General features: G+C 63.2%; 27 protein-coding genes, 1 tRNA gene and 1 pseudogene. 21 read left to right on the top strand and 8 right to left on the bottom strand.

Annotated features, from left to right (window positions below):
* Window positions 1-15 precede the first annotated feature (15 nt).
* A complete protein-coding gene (proC, locus tag G3W89_RS02990) occupies window positions 16-873 on the bottom strand; it encodes a pyrroline-5-carboxylate reductase (protein ID WP_162572707.1) in 858 nt (285 codons plus the stop codon).
* 449 nt (window positions 874-1322) lie between these two features.
* On the opposite strand from proC, the gene rplN reads away from it, so the two are divergent.
* The 19 genes and pseudogenes from rplN (at window position 1323) to G3W89_RS03085 (ending at window position 10397) form a co-directional block, all read left to right on the top strand.
* On the top strand, window positions 1323-1691 hold the full coding sequence (gene rplN, locus G3W89_RS02995; RefSeq protein ID WP_068674584.1) for a 50S ribosomal protein L14: 369 nt from the start codon (window positions 1323-1325) through the stop codon (window positions 1689-1691).
* A gap of 10 nt (window positions 1692-1701) precedes the next feature.
* Window positions 1702-2019, top strand: a complete 318-nt coding sequence (rplX, locus tag G3W89_RS03000) for a 50S ribosomal protein L24 (RefSeq protein WP_162572708.1) — start codon at window positions 1702-1704, stop codon at window positions 2017-2019.
* Window positions 2020-2030: 11 nt separating this feature from the next.
* Window positions 2031-2570: a 50S ribosomal protein L5 gene (rplE, locus tag G3W89_RS03005; RefSeq protein WP_162572709.1), complete on the top strand. Its 540-nt coding sequence runs from the start codon at window positions 2031-2033 to the stop codon at window positions 2568-2570.
* 8 nt (window positions 2571-2578) lie between these two features.
* Complete coding sequence (rpsN, locus tag G3W89_RS03010; protein WP_162572710.1) at window positions 2579-2884, top strand: 30S ribosomal protein S14; 306 nt, start codon at window positions 2579-2581, stop codon at window positions 2882-2884.
* Window positions 2885-2904: 20 nt separating this feature from the next.
* The gene (gene rpsH, locus G3W89_RS03015; protein WP_162572711.1) at window positions 2905-3300 is read left to right on the top strand and encodes a 30S ribosomal protein S8; all 396 of its coding nucleotides are present in this window, start codon (window positions 2905-2907) and stop codon (window positions 3298-3300) included.
* Between the two features lie 25 nt (window positions 3301-3325).
* Window positions 3326-3859, top strand: coding sequence for a 50S ribosomal protein L6 (gene rplF, locus G3W89_RS03020; protein WP_162572712.1), 534 nt, complete (start codon window positions 3326-3328; stop codon window positions 3857-3859).
* Window positions 3860-3873: 14 nt separating this feature from the next.
* Entirely contained in the window at window positions 3874-4239 is a 366-nt protein-coding gene (rplR, locus tag G3W89_RS03025) for a 50S ribosomal protein L18 (protein WP_162577297.1), read from the top strand.
* 19 nt (window positions 4240-4258) lie between these two features.
* On the top strand, window positions 4259-4777 hold the full coding sequence (rpsE, locus tag G3W89_RS03030; protein ID WP_068674573.1) for a 30S ribosomal protein S5: 519 nt from the start codon (window positions 4259-4261) through the stop codon (window positions 4775-4777).
* Between the two features lie 14 nt (window positions 4778-4791).
* Window positions 4792-4977: a 50S ribosomal protein L30 gene (rpmD, locus tag G3W89_RS03035; protein ID WP_057593150.1), complete on the top strand. Its 186-nt coding sequence runs from the start codon at window positions 4792-4794 to the stop codon at window positions 4975-4977.
* A gap of 24 nt (window positions 4978-5001) precedes the next feature.
* Window positions 5002-5433 carry a 50S ribosomal protein L15 gene (gene rplO / locus G3W89_RS03040; RefSeq protein ID WP_162572713.1) on the top strand — a complete coding sequence of 144 codons (432 nt, stop codon included), beginning with the start codon at window positions 5002-5004 and terminating at the stop codon, window positions 5431-5433.
* A 22-nt stretch (window positions 5434-5455) separates the two neighbouring features.
* Window positions 5456-6766 carry a preprotein translocase subunit SecY gene (gene secY / locus G3W89_RS03045; protein ID WP_162572714.1) on the top strand — a complete coding sequence of 437 codons (1311 nt, stop codon included), beginning with the start codon at window positions 5456-5458 and terminating at the stop codon, window positions 6764-6766.
* A gap of 12 nt (window positions 6767-6778) precedes the next feature.
* Window positions 6779-6963: pseudogene (gene infA / locus G3W89_RS03050) on the top strand (translation initiation factor IF-1).
* 34 nt (window positions 6964-6997) lie between these two features.
* Entirely contained in the window at window positions 6998-7111 is a 114-nt protein-coding gene (gene rpmJ, locus G3W89_RS03055; protein WP_038201958.1) for a 50S ribosomal protein L36, read from the top strand.
* 23 nt (window positions 7112-7134) lie between these two features.
* Window positions 7135-7500 (top strand): 30S ribosomal protein S13, encoded by a 366-nt coding sequence (rpsM, locus tag G3W89_RS03060; protein WP_019653977.1) that lies wholly within the window; start codon window positions 7135-7137, stop codon window positions 7498-7500.
* Window positions 7501-7512: 12 nt separating this feature from the next.
* Window positions 7513-7917 (top strand): 30S ribosomal protein S11, encoded by a 405-nt coding sequence (rpsK, locus tag G3W89_RS03065; RefSeq protein ID WP_009124825.1) that lies wholly within the window; start codon window positions 7513-7515, stop codon window positions 7915-7917.
* Window positions 7918-8049: 132 nt separating this feature from the next.
* The gene (gene rpsD, locus G3W89_RS03070) at window positions 8050-8673 is read left to right on the top strand and encodes a 30S ribosomal protein S4 (protein WP_077002176.1); all 624 of its coding nucleotides are present in this window, start codon (window positions 8050-8052) and stop codon (window positions 8671-8673) included.
* Window positions 8674-8801: 128 nt separating this feature from the next.
* Window positions 8802-9791, top strand: a complete 990-nt coding sequence (locus tag G3W89_RS03075) for a DNA-directed RNA polymerase subunit alpha (protein WP_162572715.1) — start codon at window positions 8802-8804, stop codon at window positions 9789-9791.
* 109 nt (window positions 9792-9900) lie between these two features.
* Window positions 9901-10302, top strand: a complete 402-nt coding sequence (gene rplQ / locus G3W89_RS03080; RefSeq protein ID WP_162572716.1) for a 50S ribosomal protein L17 — start codon at window positions 9901-9903, stop codon at window positions 10300-10302.
* Between the two features lie 18 nt (window positions 10303-10320).
* A tRNA-Met gene (locus tag G3W89_RS03085) sits at window positions 10321-10397 on the top strand.
* A 406-nt stretch (window positions 10398-10803) separates the two neighbouring features.
* Here the strand turns inward: G3W89_RS03085 and G3W89_RS03090 are convergent.
* From G3W89_RS03090 to G3W89_RS03115, 6 genes are read right to left on the bottom strand one after another with little or no spacing between them, the layout of a single operon-like run.
* Window positions 10804-11199 carry a RidA family protein gene (locus G3W89_RS03090; RefSeq protein WP_162572717.1) on the bottom strand — a complete coding sequence of 132 codons (396 nt, stop codon included), beginning with the start codon at window positions 11197-11199 and terminating at the stop codon, window positions 10804-10806.
* Window positions 11196-12812 (bottom strand): AMP-binding protein, encoded by a 1617-nt coding sequence (locus G3W89_RS03095; RefSeq protein WP_162572718.1) that lies wholly within the window; start codon window positions 12810-12812, stop codon window positions 11196-11198. The genes G3W89_RS03090 and G3W89_RS03095 overlap by 4 nt, the downstream gene beginning before the upstream one ends.
* Window positions 12809-14005 (bottom strand): acyl-CoA dehydrogenase family protein, encoded by a 1197-nt coding sequence (locus tag G3W89_RS03100; RefSeq protein WP_162572719.1) that lies wholly within the window; start codon window positions 14003-14005, stop codon window positions 12809-12811. Before G3W89_RS03100 ends, G3W89_RS03095 begins: the two co-directional genes overlap by 4 nt.
* Window positions 14006-14009: 4 nt before the next feature.
* The gene (locus tag G3W89_RS03105; RefSeq protein WP_162572720.1) at window positions 14010-14864 is read right to left on the bottom strand and encodes an enoyl-CoA hydratase family protein; all 855 of its coding nucleotides are present in this window, start codon (window positions 14862-14864) and stop codon (window positions 14010-14012) included.
* Window positions 14861-15337, bottom strand: a complete 477-nt coding sequence (locus G3W89_RS03110) for a MarR family winged helix-turn-helix transcriptional regulator (protein WP_162572721.1) — start codon at window positions 15335-15337, stop codon at window positions 14861-14863. The genes G3W89_RS03105 and G3W89_RS03110 overlap by 4 nt, the downstream gene beginning before the upstream one ends.
* 2 nt (window positions 15338-15339) lie before the next feature.
* Window positions 15340-17703, bottom strand: coding sequence for a bifunctional salicylyl-CoA 5-hydroxylase/oxidoreductase (locus tag G3W89_RS03115; RefSeq protein WP_162572722.1), 2364 nt, complete (start codon window positions 17701-17703; stop codon window positions 15340-15342).
* 100 nt (window positions 17704-17803) lie between these two features.
* Here G3W89_RS03115 and G3W89_RS03120 point away from each other — a divergent pair, with 100 nt between their 5' ends.
* Window positions 17804-19090: an SAM-dependent methyltransferase gene (locus G3W89_RS03120; protein WP_232076289.1), complete on the top strand. Its 1287-nt coding sequence runs from the start codon at window positions 17804-17806 to the stop codon at window positions 19088-19090.
* A 12-nt stretch (window positions 19091-19102) separates the two neighbouring features.
* Complete coding sequence (locus G3W89_RS03125; RefSeq protein WP_162572723.1) at window positions 19103-19426, top strand: DUF1840 domain-containing protein; 324 nt, start codon at window positions 19103-19105, stop codon at window positions 19424-19426.
* Window positions 19427-19511: 85 nt separating this feature from the next.
* Here G3W89_RS03125 and G3W89_RS03130 read toward each other — a convergent pair whose 3' ends face one another.
* Window positions 19512-20519 (bottom strand): Bug family tripartite tricarboxylate transporter substrate binding protein, encoded by a 1008-nt coding sequence (locus G3W89_RS03130; protein WP_162572724.1) that lies wholly within the window; start codon window positions 20517-20519, stop codon window positions 19512-19514.
* Between the last annotated feature and the right edge of the window lie 37 nt (window positions 20520-20556).

A 20556-nucleotide genomic window follows, 5' to 3' on the forward strand; every position in this document is an offset into this window, starting at 1 on the left:
CTGGAGGCTGCGGTCTCAGCCGCGGCCGAACTCCTCAGCCAGTTCTGCCGCGCGTTGGTGGGCGGCGCGGATCGCAGTCTTGAATTTCGCCTTGACATCGGCGTTCTCAAGCGAGGTCATCGCGGCGTAGGTGGTTCCGCCCTTGGAGGTCACCCGCTCGCGCAGCACGGCGGGCGGTTCGCTTGCATCGTTCGCCAGGATCGAGGCACCGGTGAAGGTGCCAACGGCCAGTCGGTGCGCCTGCTCGGGCGTGAGTCCCAGCTCGAGGCCCGCCTCGGTCATGGCCTCGATGAAATAGAACACATAGGCGGGTCCCGAGCCGGACACTGCGGTGACCGCGTCCAGCGCGCTCTCGGCGTCCACCCAGAGCAACTCGCCGGTGGCCCCCAGCACCTGCTCCACCTGATTGCGCCCGGCCGGGTCAACGGCCGCCCGCGCGAACAGGCCGGTCATGCCCCTGCCGACCAGTGCCGGCGTGTTCGGCATGGCGCGGACCACCTGCTCGGTGGCGAGCCATCGCGCGATGCTGTCGGAGGGGATGCCGGCGGCGACGCTTATATGCAGGGCGTCCGGGGCCAGCCCCCGGACGCCCTGCGCGGCCTGCGCAAAACTCTGTGGTTTGACAGCCCAGACCAGCACCCCGCAGCGCTCGAGCGCCGCGCTGGCCACGGCGTGCGCCGAGATGCCGAAGTCGTGCCGGAGCCGTTCGCGGGCTTCGGCCTGGGGTTCGACGACCTCGAAGGTCGCGGTCGGCACCTGTCGTTTGATCAGCCCGCCAATGATGGCGCAGGCCATGTTGCCTCCGCCGATGAAGCCGATCGGCGGAAGGGGAGCCCGCTCCTGGCGGGGCAGGAAGGTGACGGCGATGTTCATGCTCAATCCAGTGAATTCGAAAGCGGCGAACTGCGGGGCTACAGCGGATTGAAATTGTCGCTGCTTGCCGTCATGGCCCGGCGGCTGCCGCCCGGTCATGTCGGACGAGCCCCGATCTCGCGGGGCTGAATCGTATAGTATGAGGCCCGGCCGATGTCCTTCGAGAAGCAGACACTCACATCCAATGCTTTCTTGCGAGCACTCGATGGCGCGCAGTCCATCGACGAGATGCAGTCCCGAAATGCTGCACAACATCAGCGTTTGACAGCCATGCACTCCCGTGCCACAATCGCGGGCTTCGCTTTTCAAAGGCGAAAACAGCGATAGAGCTTCTGCCCAACGGAGATGCGACGAAGTGGTTTCGATGCATGGACGACGGGCCCAAGACTGACTGGTAGCTGCTTCCGGTGTTCGGGAGTGGCGATCGGTACAAGTTGGGAATACACGAAATGATCCAAACTGAATCCCGGCTCGATGTGGCCGACAACACGGGCGCGAAATCCGTCCTGTGTATCAAGGTGCTCGGTGGCTCCAAGCGGCGCTATGCCAGCGTGGGCGATGTCATCAAGGTCAGCATCAAGGAGGCCGCTCCGCGCGGTCGCGTCAAGAAGGGCGAGATCTACAGTGCTGTGGTGGTTCGTACCGCCAAGGGCATCCGTCGCGCCGACGGCTCGCTCGTCAAGTTCGACGGCAATGCCGCCGTTCTGCTCAACGCCAAGCTGGAGCCCATCGGCACCCGCATCTTCGGACCGGTCACGCGCGAGCTGCGTACCGAAAAGTTCATGAAGATCGTGTCGCTGGCCCCCGAAGTTCTGTAAGGACAACGCCATGAACAAGATTCGCAAGGGCGACCAGGTCGTCGTGCTGGCCGGGCGCGACAAGGGCAAGCGCGGCACGGTGTCGCTGCGCAAGGACGACTCGCACCTGATCGTCGACGGCATCAACCTGGTCAAGAAGCACACCAAGCCGAATCCTCTCAAGGGAACGACCGGTGGCATCGTCGAGAAGGCCATGCCGATTCACCAATCCAACGTGGCGATCTTCAATGCCGCGACCGGCAAGGCCGATCGCGTGGGCATCAAGGTCACGGACGGCAAGCGCGTTCGCGTCTTCAAGTCCAGCGGCGAAGAAATCAAGGCCGCCTAAGAGGTACTCACATGGCACGTCTCCAACAACACTATCGCGAAAAGATCGCGAAGGACCTGATCGAGAAGTTCGGCTACACCTCGCCGATGCAGGTTCCCCGCCTCACCAAGATCACGCTCAACATGGGCGTGGGCGAAGCGGTCGCCGACAAGAAGGTGCTCGACAATGCGGTCGCCGACCTGACCAAGATTGCCGGCCAGAAGCCGGTCGTGACCAAGTCGAAGAAGGCCATCGCGGGCTTCAAGATCCGTGAGAACCAGCCGATCGGCTGCATGGTCACGCTGCGCGGCATCCAGATGTACGAATTCCTGGACCGCTTCGTAACCGTGGCGCTGCCGCGGGTGCGCGACTTTCGCGGCATCTCCGGGCGTGCTTTCGATGGTCGCGGCAACTACAACATCGGCGTGAAAGAGCAGATCATTTTTCCTGAGATCGAGTACGACAAGGTCGACGCCCTGCGCGGTCTCAATATCAGCATCACGACCACGGCCAAGACCGACGAAGAAGCCAAGGCGCTGCTCGCGGGCTTCCGTTTCCCGTTCAAGAACTGAGGTGACTTGTGGCTAAAGTAGCTTTGATCGAGCGCGAGCTCAAGCGAGAAAAACTGGTCGCAAAGTACGCCGCCAAGCATGCGGAACTGAAGGCGATCGCCAACGACGCGAAGAAGAGCGACGAAGAGCGCGCGGCCGCCCGCCTGGGGCTGCAGAAGCTCCCGCGCAACGCCAATCCGACGCGCCAGCGCAACCGCTGCGAAATCACCGGCCGTCCGCGTGGCACCTTCCGCCAGTTCGGTCTGGCCCGCGCCAAGATCCGCGAATTGGCCTTCAGCGGCGACATTCCCGGTGTCACCAAGGCCAGCTGGTAAGCCAGGCAGGAGCAAAGAACATGAGCATGAGTGATCCCATTGCCGACCTGCTGACGCGGATCCGCAACGCGCAGATGGTGGCGAAGCCCACGGTGTCGGTCCCGTCTTCCAAGGTGAAGATCGCGATCGCGCAGGTCCTGAAGGACGAGGGCTACATCGACGGTTTCCAGGTCAAGACCGAAGCCGGCAAGAGCGAACTCGAGATCGCGCTGAAGTACTACGCCGGCCGTCCGGTCATCGAGCGCATCGAACGCGTGAGCCGTCCCGGGCTGCGCGTCTACAAGGCCAGCGCTGCAATCCCGCAAGTGCAGAACGGCCTGGGCGTCGCGATCGTCACCACCCCCAAGGGTGTGATGACCGACCGCAAGGCTCGCGCCAGCGGCGTCGGCGGCGAAGTGCTGTGCTACGTCGCCTGACCGAGACATCGAGGAGAACACTGAAATGTCCCGAGTAGGAAAAATGCCGATCGCCATTCCCCAAGACGTGGATGTGGCGATCAAGGAAGAGCAGATCAGCATCAAGGGCAAGGGCGGCACGCTCAGCCTGCCGCTGAATGCGCTGGTGAACATCGTCAACAAGGACGGCAAGCTGAGCTTCGAACCCGCCAACGAGTCGCGTGACGCGAACGCGATGAGCGGTACAGTGCGCCAGCTGGTCAACAACATGGTGGTCGGTGTGACCAAGGGCTTCGAGAAGAAGCTGAACCTGGTCGGCGTGGGCTACAAGGCCCAGGCGCAAGGCGCCAAGCTGAACCTGCAGGTCGGCTACTCGCACCCGGTCGACAAGCTGATGCCCGAAGGCATCACGGTGGCGACGCCCACCCCGACCGAAGTCGTGATCAAGGGTGCCGACCGCCAGCGCGTAGGCCAGATCGCCGCTGAGATCCGAGCTGTTCGTCCGCCCGAACCCTACAAGGGCAAAGGCATCCGCTATGCGGACGAGAAGATCGTGATCAAAGAGACCAAGAAGAAATAAGGGGCAGCAAAATGATGTTGACCAAGAAAGCACAGCGTCTTCGCCGCTCGCGCCAGACCCGCATCCGCATTGCGACGCAAGGCGTGGCGCGCCTGACGGTGAACCGTACCAACCTGCACATCTATGCCGCTGTCATCTCTGACGACGGCACCAAGGTGATCGCGTCCGCCTCAACGGCGGAAGTCGAAGTGCGCAACTCGTTAGGTGGTTCCGGCAAGGGCGGCAACACCGCGGCAGCCACCATCATCGGCAAGCGCATCGCTGAAAAGGCGAAGGCCGCCGGTGTCGAGAAGGTCGCCTTCGACCGTGCCGGTTTCGCCTACCACGGACGCGTCAAGGCGCTGGCCGATGCGGCTCGCGAAGCCGGCCTGCAGTTCTAACCGGACACGAGATTCAAATATGGCAAAGATTCAGGCAAGAACGCAAAGCGAAGGCCCCGAAGACGGTTTGCGCGAGAAGATGATTGCGATCAATCGCGTCACCAAGGTGGTGAAGGGTGGTCGTATCCTGGGTTTCGCAGCCCTCACCGTGGTCGGTGACGGCGATGGTCGCGTCGGCATGGGCAAGGGCAAGTCGAAGGAAGTGCCGGCCGCCGTGCAGAAGGCGATGGAAGAAGCCCGTCGTAATCTCGCGAAGATCTCGATCAAGAACGGCACGTTGCACCATCGCGTGACGGGCCATTGGGGTGCCGCCTCGGTGGTCATGATCCCGGCGCCGAAGGGTACCGGCATCATCGCCGGCGGCCCGATGCGCGCAGTGTTCGAAGTAATGGGCATCACTGACATTGTGGCCAAGAGCCACGGTTCGTCTAATCCCTACAACATGGTGCGTGCCACGCTCGACGGTCTGCGCAATTCGACGACGGCGTCCGAAGTCGCAGCCAAGCGCGGCCTGACCGTCGAGCAACTCTTCGCCTGAACGGGAGTATCGACATGACAACGCAACAACAAACGCTCAAGGTGCAACTGGTCAAGAGCCCGATCGGCACCAAGCAATCGCATCGCGACACCGTGCGCGGCCTGGGCCTGCGCAAGCTCAACAGCGTGAGCGAACTGCAGGACACGCCCGCGGTGCGCGGCATGATCAACAAGATCAGTTATCTGGTCAAAGTGCTCTAAACAGAGTCACTGAGAGAGACGCATATGGAACTCAATGGCATCAAGCCGGCGGCGGGCGCCAAGCACGCCAAGCGCCGTGTCGGCCGCGGTATTGGCTCCGGCCTGGGCAAGACTGCGGGTCGTGGTCACAAGGGTCAGAAGTCGCGCGCGGGCGGCTTTCACAAGGTGGGATTCGAGGGCGGCCAGATGCCGCTGCAGCGCCGCCTGCCCAAGCGGGGGTTCAAATCACAATCGCTCAAGTACAACGCCGAGGTGACGCTGACGGGGCTCGAGAAGCTGGGCTTGGCCGAAGTGGACCTGCTCGCGCTCAAGCAAGCCGGCCTGGTGGGCCAGATCGCCAAGGTGGTGAAGGTTATCAAGTCGGGCGAGCTGACCAAGGCCGTCAAGCTGACGGGTATCGGCGCGACTGCCGGTGCCAAGACCGCAATCGAAGCGGTCGGCGGCAGCGTGGCCTGATCGCAAGCGAAAGAAGGTCATAGTGGCAACGAACGCGGCGACGCTCGCAAAGACAGGCAAGTTCGGCGATCTGCGTCGCCGGCTCGTCTTCTTGCTGCTCGCCCTCGTGGTCTATCGCATCGGAGCTCACATTCCGGTGCCGGGCATCAACCCGGACCAATTGGCGCAGTTGTTCCAGGGCCAGCAAGGCGGCATCCTAAGCCTCTTCAACATGTTCTCGGGCGGTGCGCTATCGCGCTTCACCGTGTTCGCGCTGGGTATCATGCCGTACATCTCCGCGTCGATCATCATGCAGTTGATGACCTACGTCGTGCCGACCTTCGAACAACTGAAAAAGGAAGGCGAGAGCGGCCGGCGCAAGATCACGCAGTACACGCGCTATGGGACGCTAGGCCTCGCGCTCTTTCAGTCTTTCAGCATCGCTGTGGCGCTGGAATCTTCGGCAGGCCTGGTGATCTCGCCTGGCTTCGGCTTTCGCCTCACGGCAATGGTCAGCCTCACGGCTGGTTCGATGTTCCTGATGTGGCTGGGTGAGCAGATCACCGAGAGAGGTCTGGGCAACGGGATCTCGATCCTGATCTTCGCCGGCATCGCAGCCGGCCTGCCCAGCGCCATCGGCGGCCTGCTCGAATTGGTGCGCACCGGTGCCATGAATGTGCTCGTTGCGCTGTTTATCGTTGCGGTGGTGATGCTGGTCACATACTTCGTGGTATTCGTGGAACGTGGCCAGCGCAAGATTCTGGTGAATTACGCGCGTCGGCAAGTCGGCAATAAAGTCTACGGCGGCCAGTCCTCCCATCTCCCGCTGAAGCTCAACATGGCTGGGGTGATCCCGCCGATCTTTGCCTCTTCGATCATCTTGCTGCCAACCACGGTGGTAAGTTGGTTCAGCACCGGCGACAGCATGCGCTGGATCAAGGACATCGCGAGTGCGCTGACGCCGGGGCAACCGATCTACGTGCTGCTTTATGCGGCCGCAATCGTGTTCTTCTGTTTCTTCTACACGGCACTCGTATTCAACAGCCGCGAGACCGCCGACAATCTGAAGAAAAGCGGTGCATTCATCCCGGGCATTCGCCCAGGTGACCAGACTGCGCGCTACATCGACAAGATCCTGGTTCGACTGACGCTGGCAGGCGCGGTGTACATCACATTCGTCTGCCTGCTGCCGGAGTTCCTGATTCTGAAATACAACGTGCCGTTCTATTTCGGTGGTACCTCTTTGCTGATTATCGTGGTGGTCACGATGGACTTCATGGCCCAAGTGCAGAACTACATGATGTCGCAGCAGTACGAATCCCTGTTAAAGAAGGCCAATTTCAAGACTTCCTAGCAGGCAAGCGAGATGTCGAGGTCGAGTCATTTCGAATGCGACCTTCGGATCAAAGTGGAAAATGGATGCATCGTGCTGGGACACATTTCCGGAAAGATGCGTATGAACTGCAACTGCATCCTTCCAGGTGACAAGGTCACCGTCGAGTTGACGCCCCTGACTAGAGCCGGGCGCGCATTGTGTTTAGGGCGAAGTGAGTCGCCGGGTTGAACAGAGTTTTAGGAGAGTGAAATGAGAGTTTCGGCTTCGGTCAAGACCATTTGCCGCAATTGCAAGATCATCCGCCGCAAAGGTGTTGTGCGCGTGATCTGCACTGACCCGCGCCACAAGCAGCGCCAGGGTTGACCTAGAGATTTAAGAGGACGCACATGGCACGTATTGCTGGCATCAACATTCCGCCACACAAGCACGCTGAAATCGGCCTGACCGCCATCTTCGGCATCGGTCGCACCCGCGCCCGCAAGATCTGCGAAGCGAGCGGTATCGAGTATTCAAAGAAGATCAAGGATCTGACTGACGCCGATCTCGAGAAGATCCGCGATCAGATCGCGCTCTTCACCATCGAGGGGGACCTGCGTCGCGAGACGACGATGAACATCAAGCGCTTGATGGACATCGGCTGCTATCGCGGCTTCCGTCACCGTCGCGGCCTGCCGATGCGCGGCCAGCGCACGCGCACCAACGCCCGCACCCGCAAGGGTCCGCGCAAGGCCGCGCAGTCTCTGAAGAAGTAAGGATAGACAAGCATGGCTAAAGCTCCTGCCAACAACGCCGCACAGCGCGTTCGCAAGAAGGTCCGCAAGAACGTGGCGGACGGCATCGCGCACGTGCATGCCTCGTTCAACAACACGATCATCACGATTACCGATCGCCAAGGCAACGCCCTGTCATGGGCGTCATCGGGCGGCCAGGGCTTCAAGGGCTCGCGCAAGTCGACGCCCTTCGCTGCGCAGGTTGCTTCGGAAGTTGCCGGCCGCGCTGCGGTGGAACAAGGTATCAAGAATCTCGACGTAGAGATCAAAGGTCCCGGTCCGGGTCGCGAGTCTTCGGTGCGCGCGCTGGCCGCACTGGGTATCCGCATCAACTCGATCGCCGATGTGACGCCGGTTCCTCACAACGGCTGCCGTCCCCAAAAGCGCCGTCGCATTTGAGGCGAAGGCGTCTAGCGCAGCCAGCTTCCGGGCCGGCTGCGCGTTTGCTTTTTTTCAACAAGCCCACCGCCATCGGCACGCCGCTGATGGCTCCCGCAGACATCTGCGGCAGATGACACAAAGGAAGATCAAGTGGCACGTTACCTCGGACCCAAAGCTAAACTCTCTCGCCGCGAAGGCACCGACCTGTTCCTGAAGAGCGCGCGTCGTTCTATCCAGGACAAGGCCAAGTTCGACTCCAAGCCTGGTCAGCATGGCCGCACCTCGGGTCAGCGCACATCCGACTTCGGTCTGCAGCTTCGCGAGAAGCAGAAGGTCAAGCGCATGTACGGGGTGCTTGAGAAGCAGTTCCGCCGCTACTTCGAGGAAGCCGATCGCCGCCGCGGAAACACCGGCGCCAACCTGCTGTTCCTGCTGGAGTCGCGATTGGACAACGTCGTCTACCGAATGGGCTTCGGCTCCACGCGTGCCGAAGCGCGTCAGTTGGTCTCGCACAAGGCGATAACGGTGAATGGCCAGTCGGTCAACATCCCGTCGTACCTCGTCAAGACGGGTGACGTAGTCGCGGTGCGCGACAAGTCCAAGAAGCAGAACCGCATTGTCGAGGCGCTGCAATTGGCCCAGCAGGTCGGCATCCCGGCTTGGGTCGAAGTGAACATCGACAAGGCCGAAGGCACGTTCAAGAAGGTACCCGATCGCGACGAATTCGGCGCTGACATCAACGAATCGCTGATCGTCGAGCTGTATTCGAGGTAACAGGCGATAACGTGCCGCCCTTGCGCGGTCCGAATTTTTGAATCTTGTTCCCTGTCGCGGATAGCGCGACCGGGCACTTCACCAGCCTTACCGGTGTAACGAGCCGGGGGTATTGAGAGGAAGTCTGCATGCAAACCACCCTGTTGAAACCCAAGACCATCCAGGTCGAGCAGTTGGCCGCCAACAAGGCGAAAGTCACGCTCGAGCCTTTCGAGCGCGGCTACGGGCATACGCTCGGCAACGCGCTGCGTCGCGTGCTGTTGTCATCGATGGTGGGTTACTCCGCCACCGAAGTGACGATCGCCGGCGTGCTGCACGAGTACTCGTCCATCGATGGCGTGCAAGAAGACGTCGTCAACATTCTGCTGAACCTCAAGGGTGTGGTGTTCAAACTCCACAACCGCGACGAGGTGACGCTGAGCCTGCGCAAGGACGGCGAAGGCGCTGTCACCGCCTCGGACATCCAGACGCCGCATGACGTGGAGATCATCAATCCCGACCACGTAATCGCGCACCTGTCGCAAGGCGGCAAGTTGGACATGCAGATCAAGGTGGAGAAGGGCCGCGGGTATGTTCCCGGAACCATGCGCCGTTATGCCGACGAACCGACCAAGTCGATCGGGCGCATCGTGCTTGACGCTTCCTTCTCGCCGGTCAAGCGCGTGAGCTACACGGTCGAGAGCGCTCGCGTCGAGCAGCGCACCGACTTGGACAAGCTGCTGATTGAGATCGAGACCAATGGTGCGATCACGGCCGAAGACGCGGTCCGCGCCTCGGCCAAGATCTTGGTTGAGCAACTGGCCGTGTTTGCGCAGCTAGAGGGTGGTGAACTGGCCGCTTTCGATCAGCCCGCGCCGCGCAGTGCCCAGCAGTTCGACCCCATCTTGCTGCGCCCGGTTGACGAGCTCGAGCTGACCGTGCGGTCGGCCAACTGTCTGAAGGCCGAAAACATCTACTACATCGGTGACCTGATCCAGCGTACCGAGAACGAGCTGCTGAAGACGCCGAACCTGGGTCGTAAGTCGCTCAACGAAATCAAGGAAGTGCTCGCCTCCCGCGGGCTGACTTTGGGCATGAAGCTTGAAAGCTGGCCACCGGCCGGCCTCGACAAGCGATAAGCCACAGGTGCAAGGTCGACCGCATGCCGCGGCAGCCTTGCTTTCGCCTCCGCGAAGCGCCTTGCAGTACCTGATACGGCTGCGAGTCTTATAAGGAAAGGAACTCACCATGCGTCACGGACACGGACTCCGCAAACTCAACCGCACCAGCTCCCATCGTTTGGCGATGCTGCAGAACATGATGAACTCGCTCATCGAGCACGAGGTCATCAAGACCACGGTCCCCAAAGCCAAGGAACTGCGCCGCGTCATCGAGCCGATGATCACTCTGGCCAAGAAGCCGACGGTCGCCAACAAGCGCCTGGCATTCAATCGCCTGCGCGACCGCGAAAGCGTGGTCAAGCTGTTCGGCGAGCTGGGGCCCCGCTACCAGGCGCGCCCGGGCGGCTACACGCGCATCTTGAAGATGGGCTTCCGCGTGGGCGATAACGCTCCCATGGCTTTGGTCGAGTTGGTCGACCGCCCCGAAATCGCCGATGCCCCTGCTGACGAGCAAACCGGTGAAGAATAAGCTATAATATTTATCTGCCGCGCGATGGAGCAGCCTGGTAGCTCGTTGGGCTCATAACCCAAAGGTCGCAAGTTCAAATCTTGCTCGCGCAACCAGATTTTTTACGAGTCCGAGCTTCTCGTAATTGCAAAACGCCCACTTTCGAGTGGGCGTTTTTGTTTCTGCAGTACGACGTGACAGCATTCGCAGTTGCCAGCGGCTGACGGACTGGTCGCCCATTTCACCATCTTGGTAGCCCTCGCAATTAGAAAAACGGAGCCTTGGCGGGGCAGCAGGCAAATTATCCGACCCGCCCAATGCCTAGTATTTGCCTAATTTCGGCATCCGCTGGGTTGGCCCTATGCGGATTCATTGCTTGACAAGCCGCAGGTGGATGAGCCGGCCGAACGCGATCAGCTGTCGGGAAAGGCGGCGCTCGGCGGCTGGTCCGTGCATCACACGCGCGGCTAGTGCTTTCGGCCCAGGCGCAGGAACAGCATCCATGGCTAAGGCCACGGGCACTCAGTCGGGAATGACAGCCGTGACTTCGATTTCCACCTTGGCGCTTGCTTCCACCAGCGCCGCGACTTGAACGCAGGTCATCGCCGGAAAGTTCCGACCCATCGCGTCGCGGTACACCGGCCCAAGTTCGGCCAAGCGCCGGTTGTACTCGTCCCGATCGGTCACATACCAGGTCATGCGCACCATGTGCTCTGGACCCGCGCCGCCTGCGCTCAGGATCTCTACGATGTTGCGCAGCGCTTGGCCGGCCTGCGCGATGAAGTCGTCGGAGACGAACTGCTGCTGGGCATTCCAGCCCACCTGCCCGCCAACGAAGATCATCGTGCCCCGAGCGGCGACGCCGTTCGCGTAGCCCTTGGGGGGTGCCCAGCCGGGCGGTTGCAAGAGTTTGTTCATGGTGTCATCTGCCTCAGTTTGAATCGTTGGAGCTTTCCGGTTTCGGTTCGCGGCAAGCCGCCAACGAACTCGATCTCCCGTGGATATTTGAAGGGCGCAATGGTGGCCTTGACGTGATCCTGGAGCGCCTTGACCAGGGCTGCATCGCCGGTGTGGCCGGGCTTGAGCACGCAGAAGGCCTTGACGATCATCCCGCGCTCCTCGTCCGGCTTGCCGATCACGCCACACTCGGCGACGGCGGGGTGCTTGAGCAGCGCATCTTCGACCTCCGGTCCGCCCACGTTGTAGCCGGCCGTGATGATCATGTCGTCGGCGCGCGATTGATAGAAAAAGTAGCCATCTTCATCCTGCACGAAGGCGTCGCCCGGATAGTTCCAGCCGTCCTTCACGTAGTCGGTCTGGCGCGGGTCATCGAGGTAGCGGCAGCCGACCGGACCGATCAGGGCCAGCTTGCCGACAGTGCCGCGCGGCAGCTCGTTCCCCTCGTCATCGACTACCTTTGCGGTGAAGCCAGGCACGACCTTGCCCACTGCGCCGCGTCGGACTTCGTCGCCGGCTGACGAGATGTAGATGTGGAACACCTCGGTGCCGCCGATGCCATCCAGCATCTCGATGCCACAAGCCTCCTTCCACAGCTTGCGCGTCGCATCCGGAAGCGCCTCCCCGGCGCTGACGCTGATCCGCAGCGTTGGCACGCCCGAGGCTTTGGCAAATGGCGCCATTTGCCGATAAAAGGTGGGCGCGGTATAGCAGATCGTGGCGCCCACGTCGCGGATGGCCTCGACCATGCTCTCCGGCGTATACGGGCCATCGTTGAAATAAACGGAGGCGCCAGCCCACATCGGGAAAATCAACAGCCCGCCGAGCCCGAAGGTAAAGGCCAAGGGCGGCGAGCCCAGCACGATGTCTTCGCTGCGGGCCCGCAGCACGTGGCGCGGCCAGGTCTCGCACATCGCGAGTACGTCGCGATGCGTGGTCACCGGCGCTTTCGGCTTGCCGGTCGTGCCGGACGTGAAGGCCAGCAGGGCGATATCGTCTGCGGCGGTGGGGCAGGCCTTGAACACGCCAGACTTGGCACCGGCGCGGGTCTCCAGAGAGCCAGGCACCTTGGGCTCATTGAACGCGATCACCGTCTCGAGCACCGGATGGGCCTCCTGTGCGCTCCGGATCTCACCCAGCAAGCGGCCGTCACACAGTGCGACCGTGGGCCGTGCCTTCTCAATGATGTCGCCCAATTCCTTGGCGCGCAGCAATGGCATGGTGGCGACGGCGATGAGCCCTGCCTTCACGACCGCGAGCCATCCCAGCGCCATCGCGATCGAATTGCCGCCACGCAACAGCACGCGGTTGCCGGGCACCAAGCCGAGGTCTTCCACCAGCACCTGCGCGATACGGTTCACCTCCGCAGCGGCTTCGGAATAACTCAGCGTACGCGCAGGCGAGCGCAGCATCGGTTGTCTTGCCCAGGGCTTGGAGGCGGCCTTGTCCAGCAGTTCCTCGACCAGGTTCAACTGGGCCGGAAGCCGCAACTCCGGCAGGTCGTAGCGGAACATCGGCAATTGCTCCGCTGGCGGCAGCCGATCGTGAACGAAGCGATCCACCTGGGCGCTCACGACATGCTCCGCAACACGGCCTTGCCGATGATCAGCTGCTGCACCTCCGTCGCGCCTTCATAAATCCGCAGAGAACGGATGTCACGGTAGAGGCTCTCGACCTTGCTGCCCACCTTGACGCCCAGGCCGCCGTGCATCTGCAGCGCCATGTCGATCACGCGGCTTGCGTTCTCGGTGGCGCACATCTTGGCCATGGCGGCGGCGGCGGTGATGTCTCCGGCCGGGGGAGCGCCGCGACGCTCGCTGTCGTCGCGCATCCACGCGGCCCGGTAAGTCAGCAGCGCGGCGCTGTCGACCAGCGCTGCCATCTCGCCAAGCTTGGCTTGCGTAAGCTGGAAGTCCGCCAACCTCTGCCCGAACATGCGGCGGTTGCTCGCATGCCGCACGGCGTCTGCCAGCGCACGGCGCGCCATGCCGAGTGCGGCCCCGGCGACCGAGGCACGAAAGATGTCGAGCGTGCGCATGGCGAGCTTGAAGCCGCCGTTCAGCTCGCCCAGCTGGGCTTCACGCGGGACTGCGCAGGCCTCGAAGCGCAGCGTGGCCAGCGGATGCGGCGCCATCACTTCGATGTGTTCCGAGGTGTCGAGACCCGGAGCGCTCGCATCGACGACGAAGGCCGTGATGCCGCGCGAACCTGCCGCCGGATCGGTCTTGGCGAACACGCAATAAAAATCAGCGATGCCACCGTTGCTGATCCAGGTCTTCTGGCCATCGAGGCGCCAGCCTTGCGGCGTTGCAACAGCCTGCATCGCCATCGCGCCCACGTCCGAGCCGGCTTCGGGCTCGCTGAGCGCGAAGGCCGCGATCTTGTCTCCGCGCGCCACGGCGCCCAGGTAGTCGCGCTGCTGCGCGGCGCTGCCCGCCAGCGTAATCGCGCCGCTGCCCAGGCCCTGCATGGCGAAGGCGAAATCCGCCAGCGGCGAATGGAAGGCCAGCGTCTCGCGCAGCAGCACCAATGCGCGAGAGTCGAGGCGTTCCAGCGCGCCGCCCGACGCGGCCGGCACGCAATAGCGCAGCCAGCCGCCCTGGCCAAGGCGCTTCACCCAATCGCGGCAGGCGGCGCGGTCGTCGCGCTCGTCCACCGATTGCGCCGCCGCCCAGGGCAGCAGCTCGCGTGACAGCGCGCGGTGCGCGTCATCGAAAAAGGGCAGCGCCAGATGCGCTGTGGAGGGGGGCGTTGCGGATGCAGTCATCGCTTCAGTCCCCCCCGAACACCGGCTTGCGCTTGGCCGCGAAGGCCTCGAAGGCTCGCTTGAAGTCCTCGGTCTGCATGCAGATCGCCTGGGCCTGGGCTTCGGCCTCGATCGCCTGATCGATGGTCATCGCCCATTCCTGGGACAGCATGGTCTTGGTCATGCCGTGCGCGAAACTCGGCCCTTCGGCCAGCTTGCGCGCAATAGTGGTGGCGGCGGACAGGAGCGCATCGCCCTCGTGCAAGGCATTGAAAAAGCCCCAGGCCTGGCCCTCTTGCGCCGTCATGGCGCGGCCGGTGAACAGCAGCTCCGAGGCGCGGCCCTGGCCGATCACACGCGGCAGCAATGCGCAGGCCCCCATGTCGGCGCCGGCCAGCCCGACGCGCGTGAACAGAAAGGCGGTATTGGTGGATGGCGTGCCGTAGCGCAGGTCGCACGCCAGCGCAATCATCGCGCCTGCGCCCCCGCACACGCCGTCGATCGCGCCCACGATGGGCTGCGGGCAATGGCGCATCGCCTTCACCAGGTCGCCCGTCATGCGCGTGAACTCCAGCAGCTCCGGCATGCGCATCTTGGTCAGCGGGCCGATGATTTCGTGCACGTCCCCGCCGGAGCAGAAGTTGCCGCCCGCGCCCGTCACCACGATCGCCTTGACGTCGGTCGCGAAGTTCAGCGCACGGAACAGGTCGCGCAGCTCTGCATAGGAGTCGAAGGTCAACGGATTCTTGCGTTCCGGCCGGTTCAGGGTGATGGTGCCGACACCGGCCTCGAAGGCCCAGCTGAAGTGCTCGGCCCGGTAGGCGGATTTAGGTTCGAATTGCGCATGCATGGGATTGCCTGCGCCGATGTAGTGCTTCATACGGCCTCCGCCAGTTGCTGATGGGAATGCTGCTTGACCTTGCCGAGCAGCTTGTGCAGTTGCGCGATCTCCTTGGCATTGAGCGCTGCGAAAGCGTCGACGATCCATGCCTCGTGCTGCTGTGCCATGTCGTTGAAGAGCCGCCGCCCGCGCGGCGTGAGGCGCACGCGCCAGGCGCGGCGGTCGCCTTCCACATCGACGCGCTCGACGAGCCCTTCGGCCACCAGCTGGTCGGTGACGCCGGTGACGTTGCCGCCCGTCACCATCATTCGGCGCGACAACTCGTTCATCTTGAGCCCGTCGGGTGCGCGTTCCAGCTGCGACATGAGGTCGAAGCGGGGCAGGGTGGTGCCGAACCGTTCGCGCAGCTCGTTGCGCACCTGCTTTTCGATCAGCTGCGTGCAGGTCAGGAGTCGCAGCCAGAGCCGCAGCTCCTCCGGATGCTCGCTGTGGGCGCGTGCTTCGAGGTCCATGCTTATTGCTCCTCCTCGGCATTGCGCGGCACTGCGCTCGCTGCCATTGCCGCGGCGAGTTGCTGCTGTTTGGCAATCTCGCGGTACATCTGGTCGCGGCCGCTCAGGTATTGCCTCGGCCACTCGACGTCGCGGCTCTGGAGCTTGGCAGTCTCGTGAAGGGTCCAGGCCGGATCGGCCAAATGCGGCCGCGCGATGGCGCAAAGGTCGGCTCGGCCCGCAGCGATGATGCTGTTGGCTTGGTCGGCATCGGTGATGGCGCCCACTGCAATCGTCGAGATGCCCACCTCGTTGCGGATGCGGTCGGCAAAAGGCGTCTGGTACATGCGGCCGTACACCGGCTTGGCGGCGCGCGTGGTCTGGCCAGACGAGACGTCGATGAAGTCGCAACCCGCTTCCTTGAACATGCGTGCCACGGCGACGGCATCCGCATCGGTATTGCCGCCTGGCGCCCAATCATGGGCCGAGATGCGCACGCTCATCGGCTTGTCCTCGGGCCAGGCTGCCCGCATCGCGCGAAAGACTTCCAGCGGATAGCGGCAGCGGTTCTCGAGGCTGCCGCCGTACTCGTCGGTTCGCAGGTTGGTCAGCGGGCTGACGAAGGAGGCCAGCAGGTAGCCGTGCGCGCAGTGCAGCTCGAGCCAGTCGAAGCCTGCTTCGGCCGCACGCCGTGTCGAAGCCACGAATTGCTCGCGCAACTCATCCATCTGGGCGCGCGTCATCGCCGCGGGCAACTGATTTTGTTCTCCGTACGCCACGGGGCTGGCGGCGATCAGCGGCCAGTTGCCTTTCGGCAGCGGCTCATCGATGGCTTCCCAGCCGAGTTGTGTGGAGCCCTTCGGTCCGCTGTGGCCCAGCTGCATGCCGATCTTTGCGCTGGTCTGTGAGTGGACGAAGTCGACGATGCGCTCGAAGGCGGCCGACTGCGCATCGTTGTAGAGCCCGGTGCAACCCGGCGTGATGCGCCCTTCCGGTGTGGGACTTGTCATCTCCACGAAAACGATGGCGGCGCCGCCGAGCGCGCGGGCGCCAAGGTGCACGAGCAGAAAATCCTGCGGCACGCCATCCACCGAGCTGTAGGTCGCCATCGGCGAGACCATGATGCGGTTCTTGAGCGTCAGGCCACGCACCTTCAGTGGCATCAGCATGGGCGGCAGGGGCTTGCCGCCCGAGAGCCATTTCTCGTAGCCGCCCAGCCATTGCGTGTCACGCAGTCGCAGGTTCTCATGGCTGATGCGCTGCGAGCGCGTCAGCAGCGAGTAGGCGAACTGCTCGATCTCCATGCCTGTATAGCGCTTCACGTTCTCGAACCACTCGGTCGAGTTGCGTGCTGCGTTCTGGATCTTCAGCACCTCGACGCTGCGCCGCGCTTCGTAGGCCTCGATGACGTCATCGACCTCGCCGCCGCGCTCGAACTCGTTGCACAGGTCGATCGCGTCTTCGAGTGCCAGCTTGGTGCCCGAGCCGATCGAGAAATGAGCCGTGTGCGCCGCATCGCCCATCAGCACCACAGGCACGCTCTTGCCGTGAACCTCGATGCGGTGCGTCCAGTGCTTGCAGACCACGCGCGGGAAGCGGATCCAGTTGGCAGAGCCGCGCAGGTGGGTTGCGTTGCTGATCAGCGCGTGCCCGTCCAGGTACTTCGCGAACATCTTCTCGCAGAACGCAACGGCCTCGGGCTGCTCCATCTGGTCCAGGCCATGGGCCTTCCAGACCTCCTCGGGCGTCTCCACGATGAAGGTCGAGGTCTTGTCGTCGAACTGGTAGGCATGCGCCTGGAACCAGCCATGCTCCGTCTGTTCGAAGGCGAAGGTGAAGGCATCGAAGGTCTGGTGCGTGCCGAGCCAGACGAAACGGCACTGGCGCAGGTCGACGTCGGGCTCGAACACTTCGGCATAGCGCTGGCGGATGCGGCTGTTGAGGCCGTCGCTGGCGATCACCAGGTCGGCGTTGTACTGGGCAGCAAGGGCCTGGTCGTCCGTCACGTCGGTCTCGAACACCAGCTTGACGCCCAAGGCCAGGCAGCGCTCCTGCAGGATGTTGAGCAGCCGTTTGCGCCCGATGCCGCAGAACCCGTGGCCCCCCGAGCGCACCTGGCGGCCCTTGAAGAAGACCTGGATGTCGTCCCAATGATGAAACTCGTCGCCGATCAGCGCGGCGGTCTGCGGGTCGGCTGCGCGCAGGTTGTCCAGCGTCTGGTCGCTCAGCACCACGCCCCACCCGAAGGTGTCGAAGGGGCGGTTGCGTTCGACGACGGTGACCTCGAGGCCGGGCTGCCTGGCCTTCATCAGGAGCGCGAAGTAGAGGCCGGCGGGGCCGCCGCCGATGCACAGGATGCGCTGCAGGTTGGGTGCTGAGCTATTCATGGATCAATAGTTTAGACCTAAACAATGTGATGTCAACTCCATGAAGGGCTTTCCCTGAAGGTCGGTTGACGACTTTGCGAGTGCTGGCAAGAATCGCTCCATGCCAAGTCTGATGCCAAGCTCCATACCAAGCCTGATGCCGAAGATCGAATCGCAGCTTTCCGATCTGCCGGTTCCGCTGACTCTGCAGTTGCCCGATGGGCGACAGGTGAGTCGGCCAGGTTCACGCATCACACTGGCTTTTTCGGACTGGTCGGCGCTCGCCAAGCTGGGTGCCCGGCAGCTCGGCGCAATCGGCGAGGCCTATGTCGAAGGCAAGGTCCAGATCCAGGGCGCCATGCGTGACCTGGTCGATGTGACGGTCGGGCTGCTGCCGCGCAATCCGGTCGAGATCACGCATGGCTGGTGGAGCAAGCTGCAGCGGCGTGCGCGCTCGCGCAGCGCGCATTCGCTGGGCAAGGACGCCCAACAGATCGAGTTCCACTACGATGTATCCGACGACTTCTATGCGCTGTGGCTCGACGCGCGTCGCGTCTATTCATGCGCCTATTTCCGCGACGCCGACATGACCCTGGCGCAGGCCCAGGAGGCCAAGCTCGACCATATTTGCCGCAAGCTCATGCTGCAGCCTGGCGACCGCTATCTGGACGTCGGCTCGGGCTGGGGTGCACTGCTGCTGTGGGCCGCCGAGCACTACGGCGTCGATGCAACCGGCATTACGCTGTCGAAGAACCAGCAGGCGTACGTGACGCGCCTGATCGAGGAGAAGGGGCTGCAAGGCCGGGTGCGGGTCGAGCTGCGCGACTACCGCCTGCTCGAAGAGGACAAGCCCTTCGACAAGATCTCTTCCGTGGGCATGTTCGAGCACGTGGGCAGCGCCAACATGGGCACCTATTTCCGCAAGATCCACGCCCTGCTCAAACCGGGAGGGCTGGCGTTGAACCACGGCATCACTTCTGGCCAGCTCGACTATGCGCAACTGGGCGCCGGTCTTGGCGACTTCATCGAGAAGTACATCTTCCCGGGTGGCGAGCTGCTGCACGTTACCACCATCCTGCGCGAGACCGCCGCTGCAGGACTCGAGATGGTCGATACCGAGAACCTGCGGCCGCACTATGCGCGCACGCTGTGGCATTGGTCCGACGCGCTTGATGCGCGTTTCGACGAGGCACGAGAGGTCCTGGTGCGCACGAGCGGCGCGGAAAGGGCCGAGCGCGTCCTGCGCGCGTACCGCCTGTATCTTGCGGGCTCGGCGATGAGCTTCGAGCAGGGCTGGATTGCGCTGCACCAGATGCTGTCCACCAAGCCTGACGGCAAGGTCAAGGCGGGGCCGCTGTTCGGCGCACAGTCGGCGTATCCTTTCGTGCGCAACTACATGTACAAGTAAAGCGAGTCACCCATGCTGTATCGATTCAACTCCCGCGCCAGCCCTCCCTTCGTAATGCTCGAGACACATGCACGGCAGCTGTTCGACATCATCGGCAAGGCGCCGGCGCCCAAGGGTGTCATCACGGGCGAGCAGATGCCCGCCGCCATTTCCGCGCTCGAGTCCGCCATTGCGCGCGAAAGCCGCAACACCCACAACCACGACGACTATGCCGTCGAGGGCCACGACAACGAAGCCGAGAAGCAGCATATCGGGCTGCACCAGCGCGCCGTGCCGTTGCTGCACATGCTGAAAGAATCCCTGGCTGACGGCAAGGACGTGACCTGGGAGGTTTAGTTCGCCCCCAGGGGCCCGGCGAAGCCGGTTCCGCGGTGTCTCCCGAACGGGCGGCGCTTCGCGCGGCCTGGGGGAAGTCCCCCGCTCAGTCCACTTTTGCGCCTGAGGCCTTCACCACCTTCGCCCACTTGATGTGTTCGCTTTCGATCAGCTTGGCGAACTCGGCCGGCGTATTCCCGCTCGGGATCGCGCCCTGGGCCGTCATCTTCTCCTTGATGGCCGGAGTGCCCAGCGACTTGGCGACCTCCTGCTGGATGCGGTTCACGATCTCCGGCGAGGTGCCGGCCGGCGCCAGCAGGCCGAACCACGAGCTCGCCTCGTAGCCCTTGAGCGCCGGGCCGCCGGCCTCCTCGACGGTCGGCACATCGGGCAGGGCCGGTGAACGCTGCGCGCTCGTCACGGCCAACGCCTTGAGCTTGCCGCCCTTGATCTGCTGCATCGACGAGGGCAGGTTATCGAACATCACGTCGGAATTGCCGCCCACCAGGTCCAGCAGCGCGGGGCTCGAGCCACGGTACGGGATGTGCGTCATGAAGCTGCCGGTCATCGTCTTGAAGAGCTCGCCGGCCAGGTGGATCGAGGTGCCGCTGCCGCTGGAAGCCATGTTGAGCTTGCCCGGGTTGGCCTTCGCGTATTTGATGAAGTCTGTCACGCTGTTGATGTTGAGCGCCTTCGCCTTGTCGACATTCATCTCCATGACGTTCGGCACCGCCGCCACAAGCGTGATCGGCACGAAGTCCTTGATCGGGTCGTAAGGCAGCTTGGGGTAGAGCGCGCGGTTGATGCCATGCGTGCCGACGGTGCCCATCAGCAGCGTATAGCCGTCGTTCGGCGCCCTGGCGACGATTTCAGCCCCGACGTTGCCGCCGGCGCCCGCGCGGTTGTCGACGATGAACTGCTGCCCGAATGCCTTGGACAATTCGGGCGCGATCGCGCGCGCCAGGATGTCGGTGGTGCCGCCTGGCGCAAAGGGCACGACGATGCGCACCGGCTTGGTGGGCCAGGTGCCTTGCGCGGTGGCGGGACCCGCGGCGAGTACCGCGGCGGCGGCGAGGGCCAGTGCGGCGCGGCGGGGAATGAATGCTGAGCTCATGCGGAATTCCTGTTGATGCATCGCGTCGTGTTGTACA

The sequence above is a fragment of the Variovorax sp. PBL-H6 genome, from assembly GCF_901827155.1.
Taxonomy (GTDB): Bacteria; Pseudomonadota; Gammaproteobacteria; order Burkholderiales; family Burkholderiaceae_C; genus Variovorax.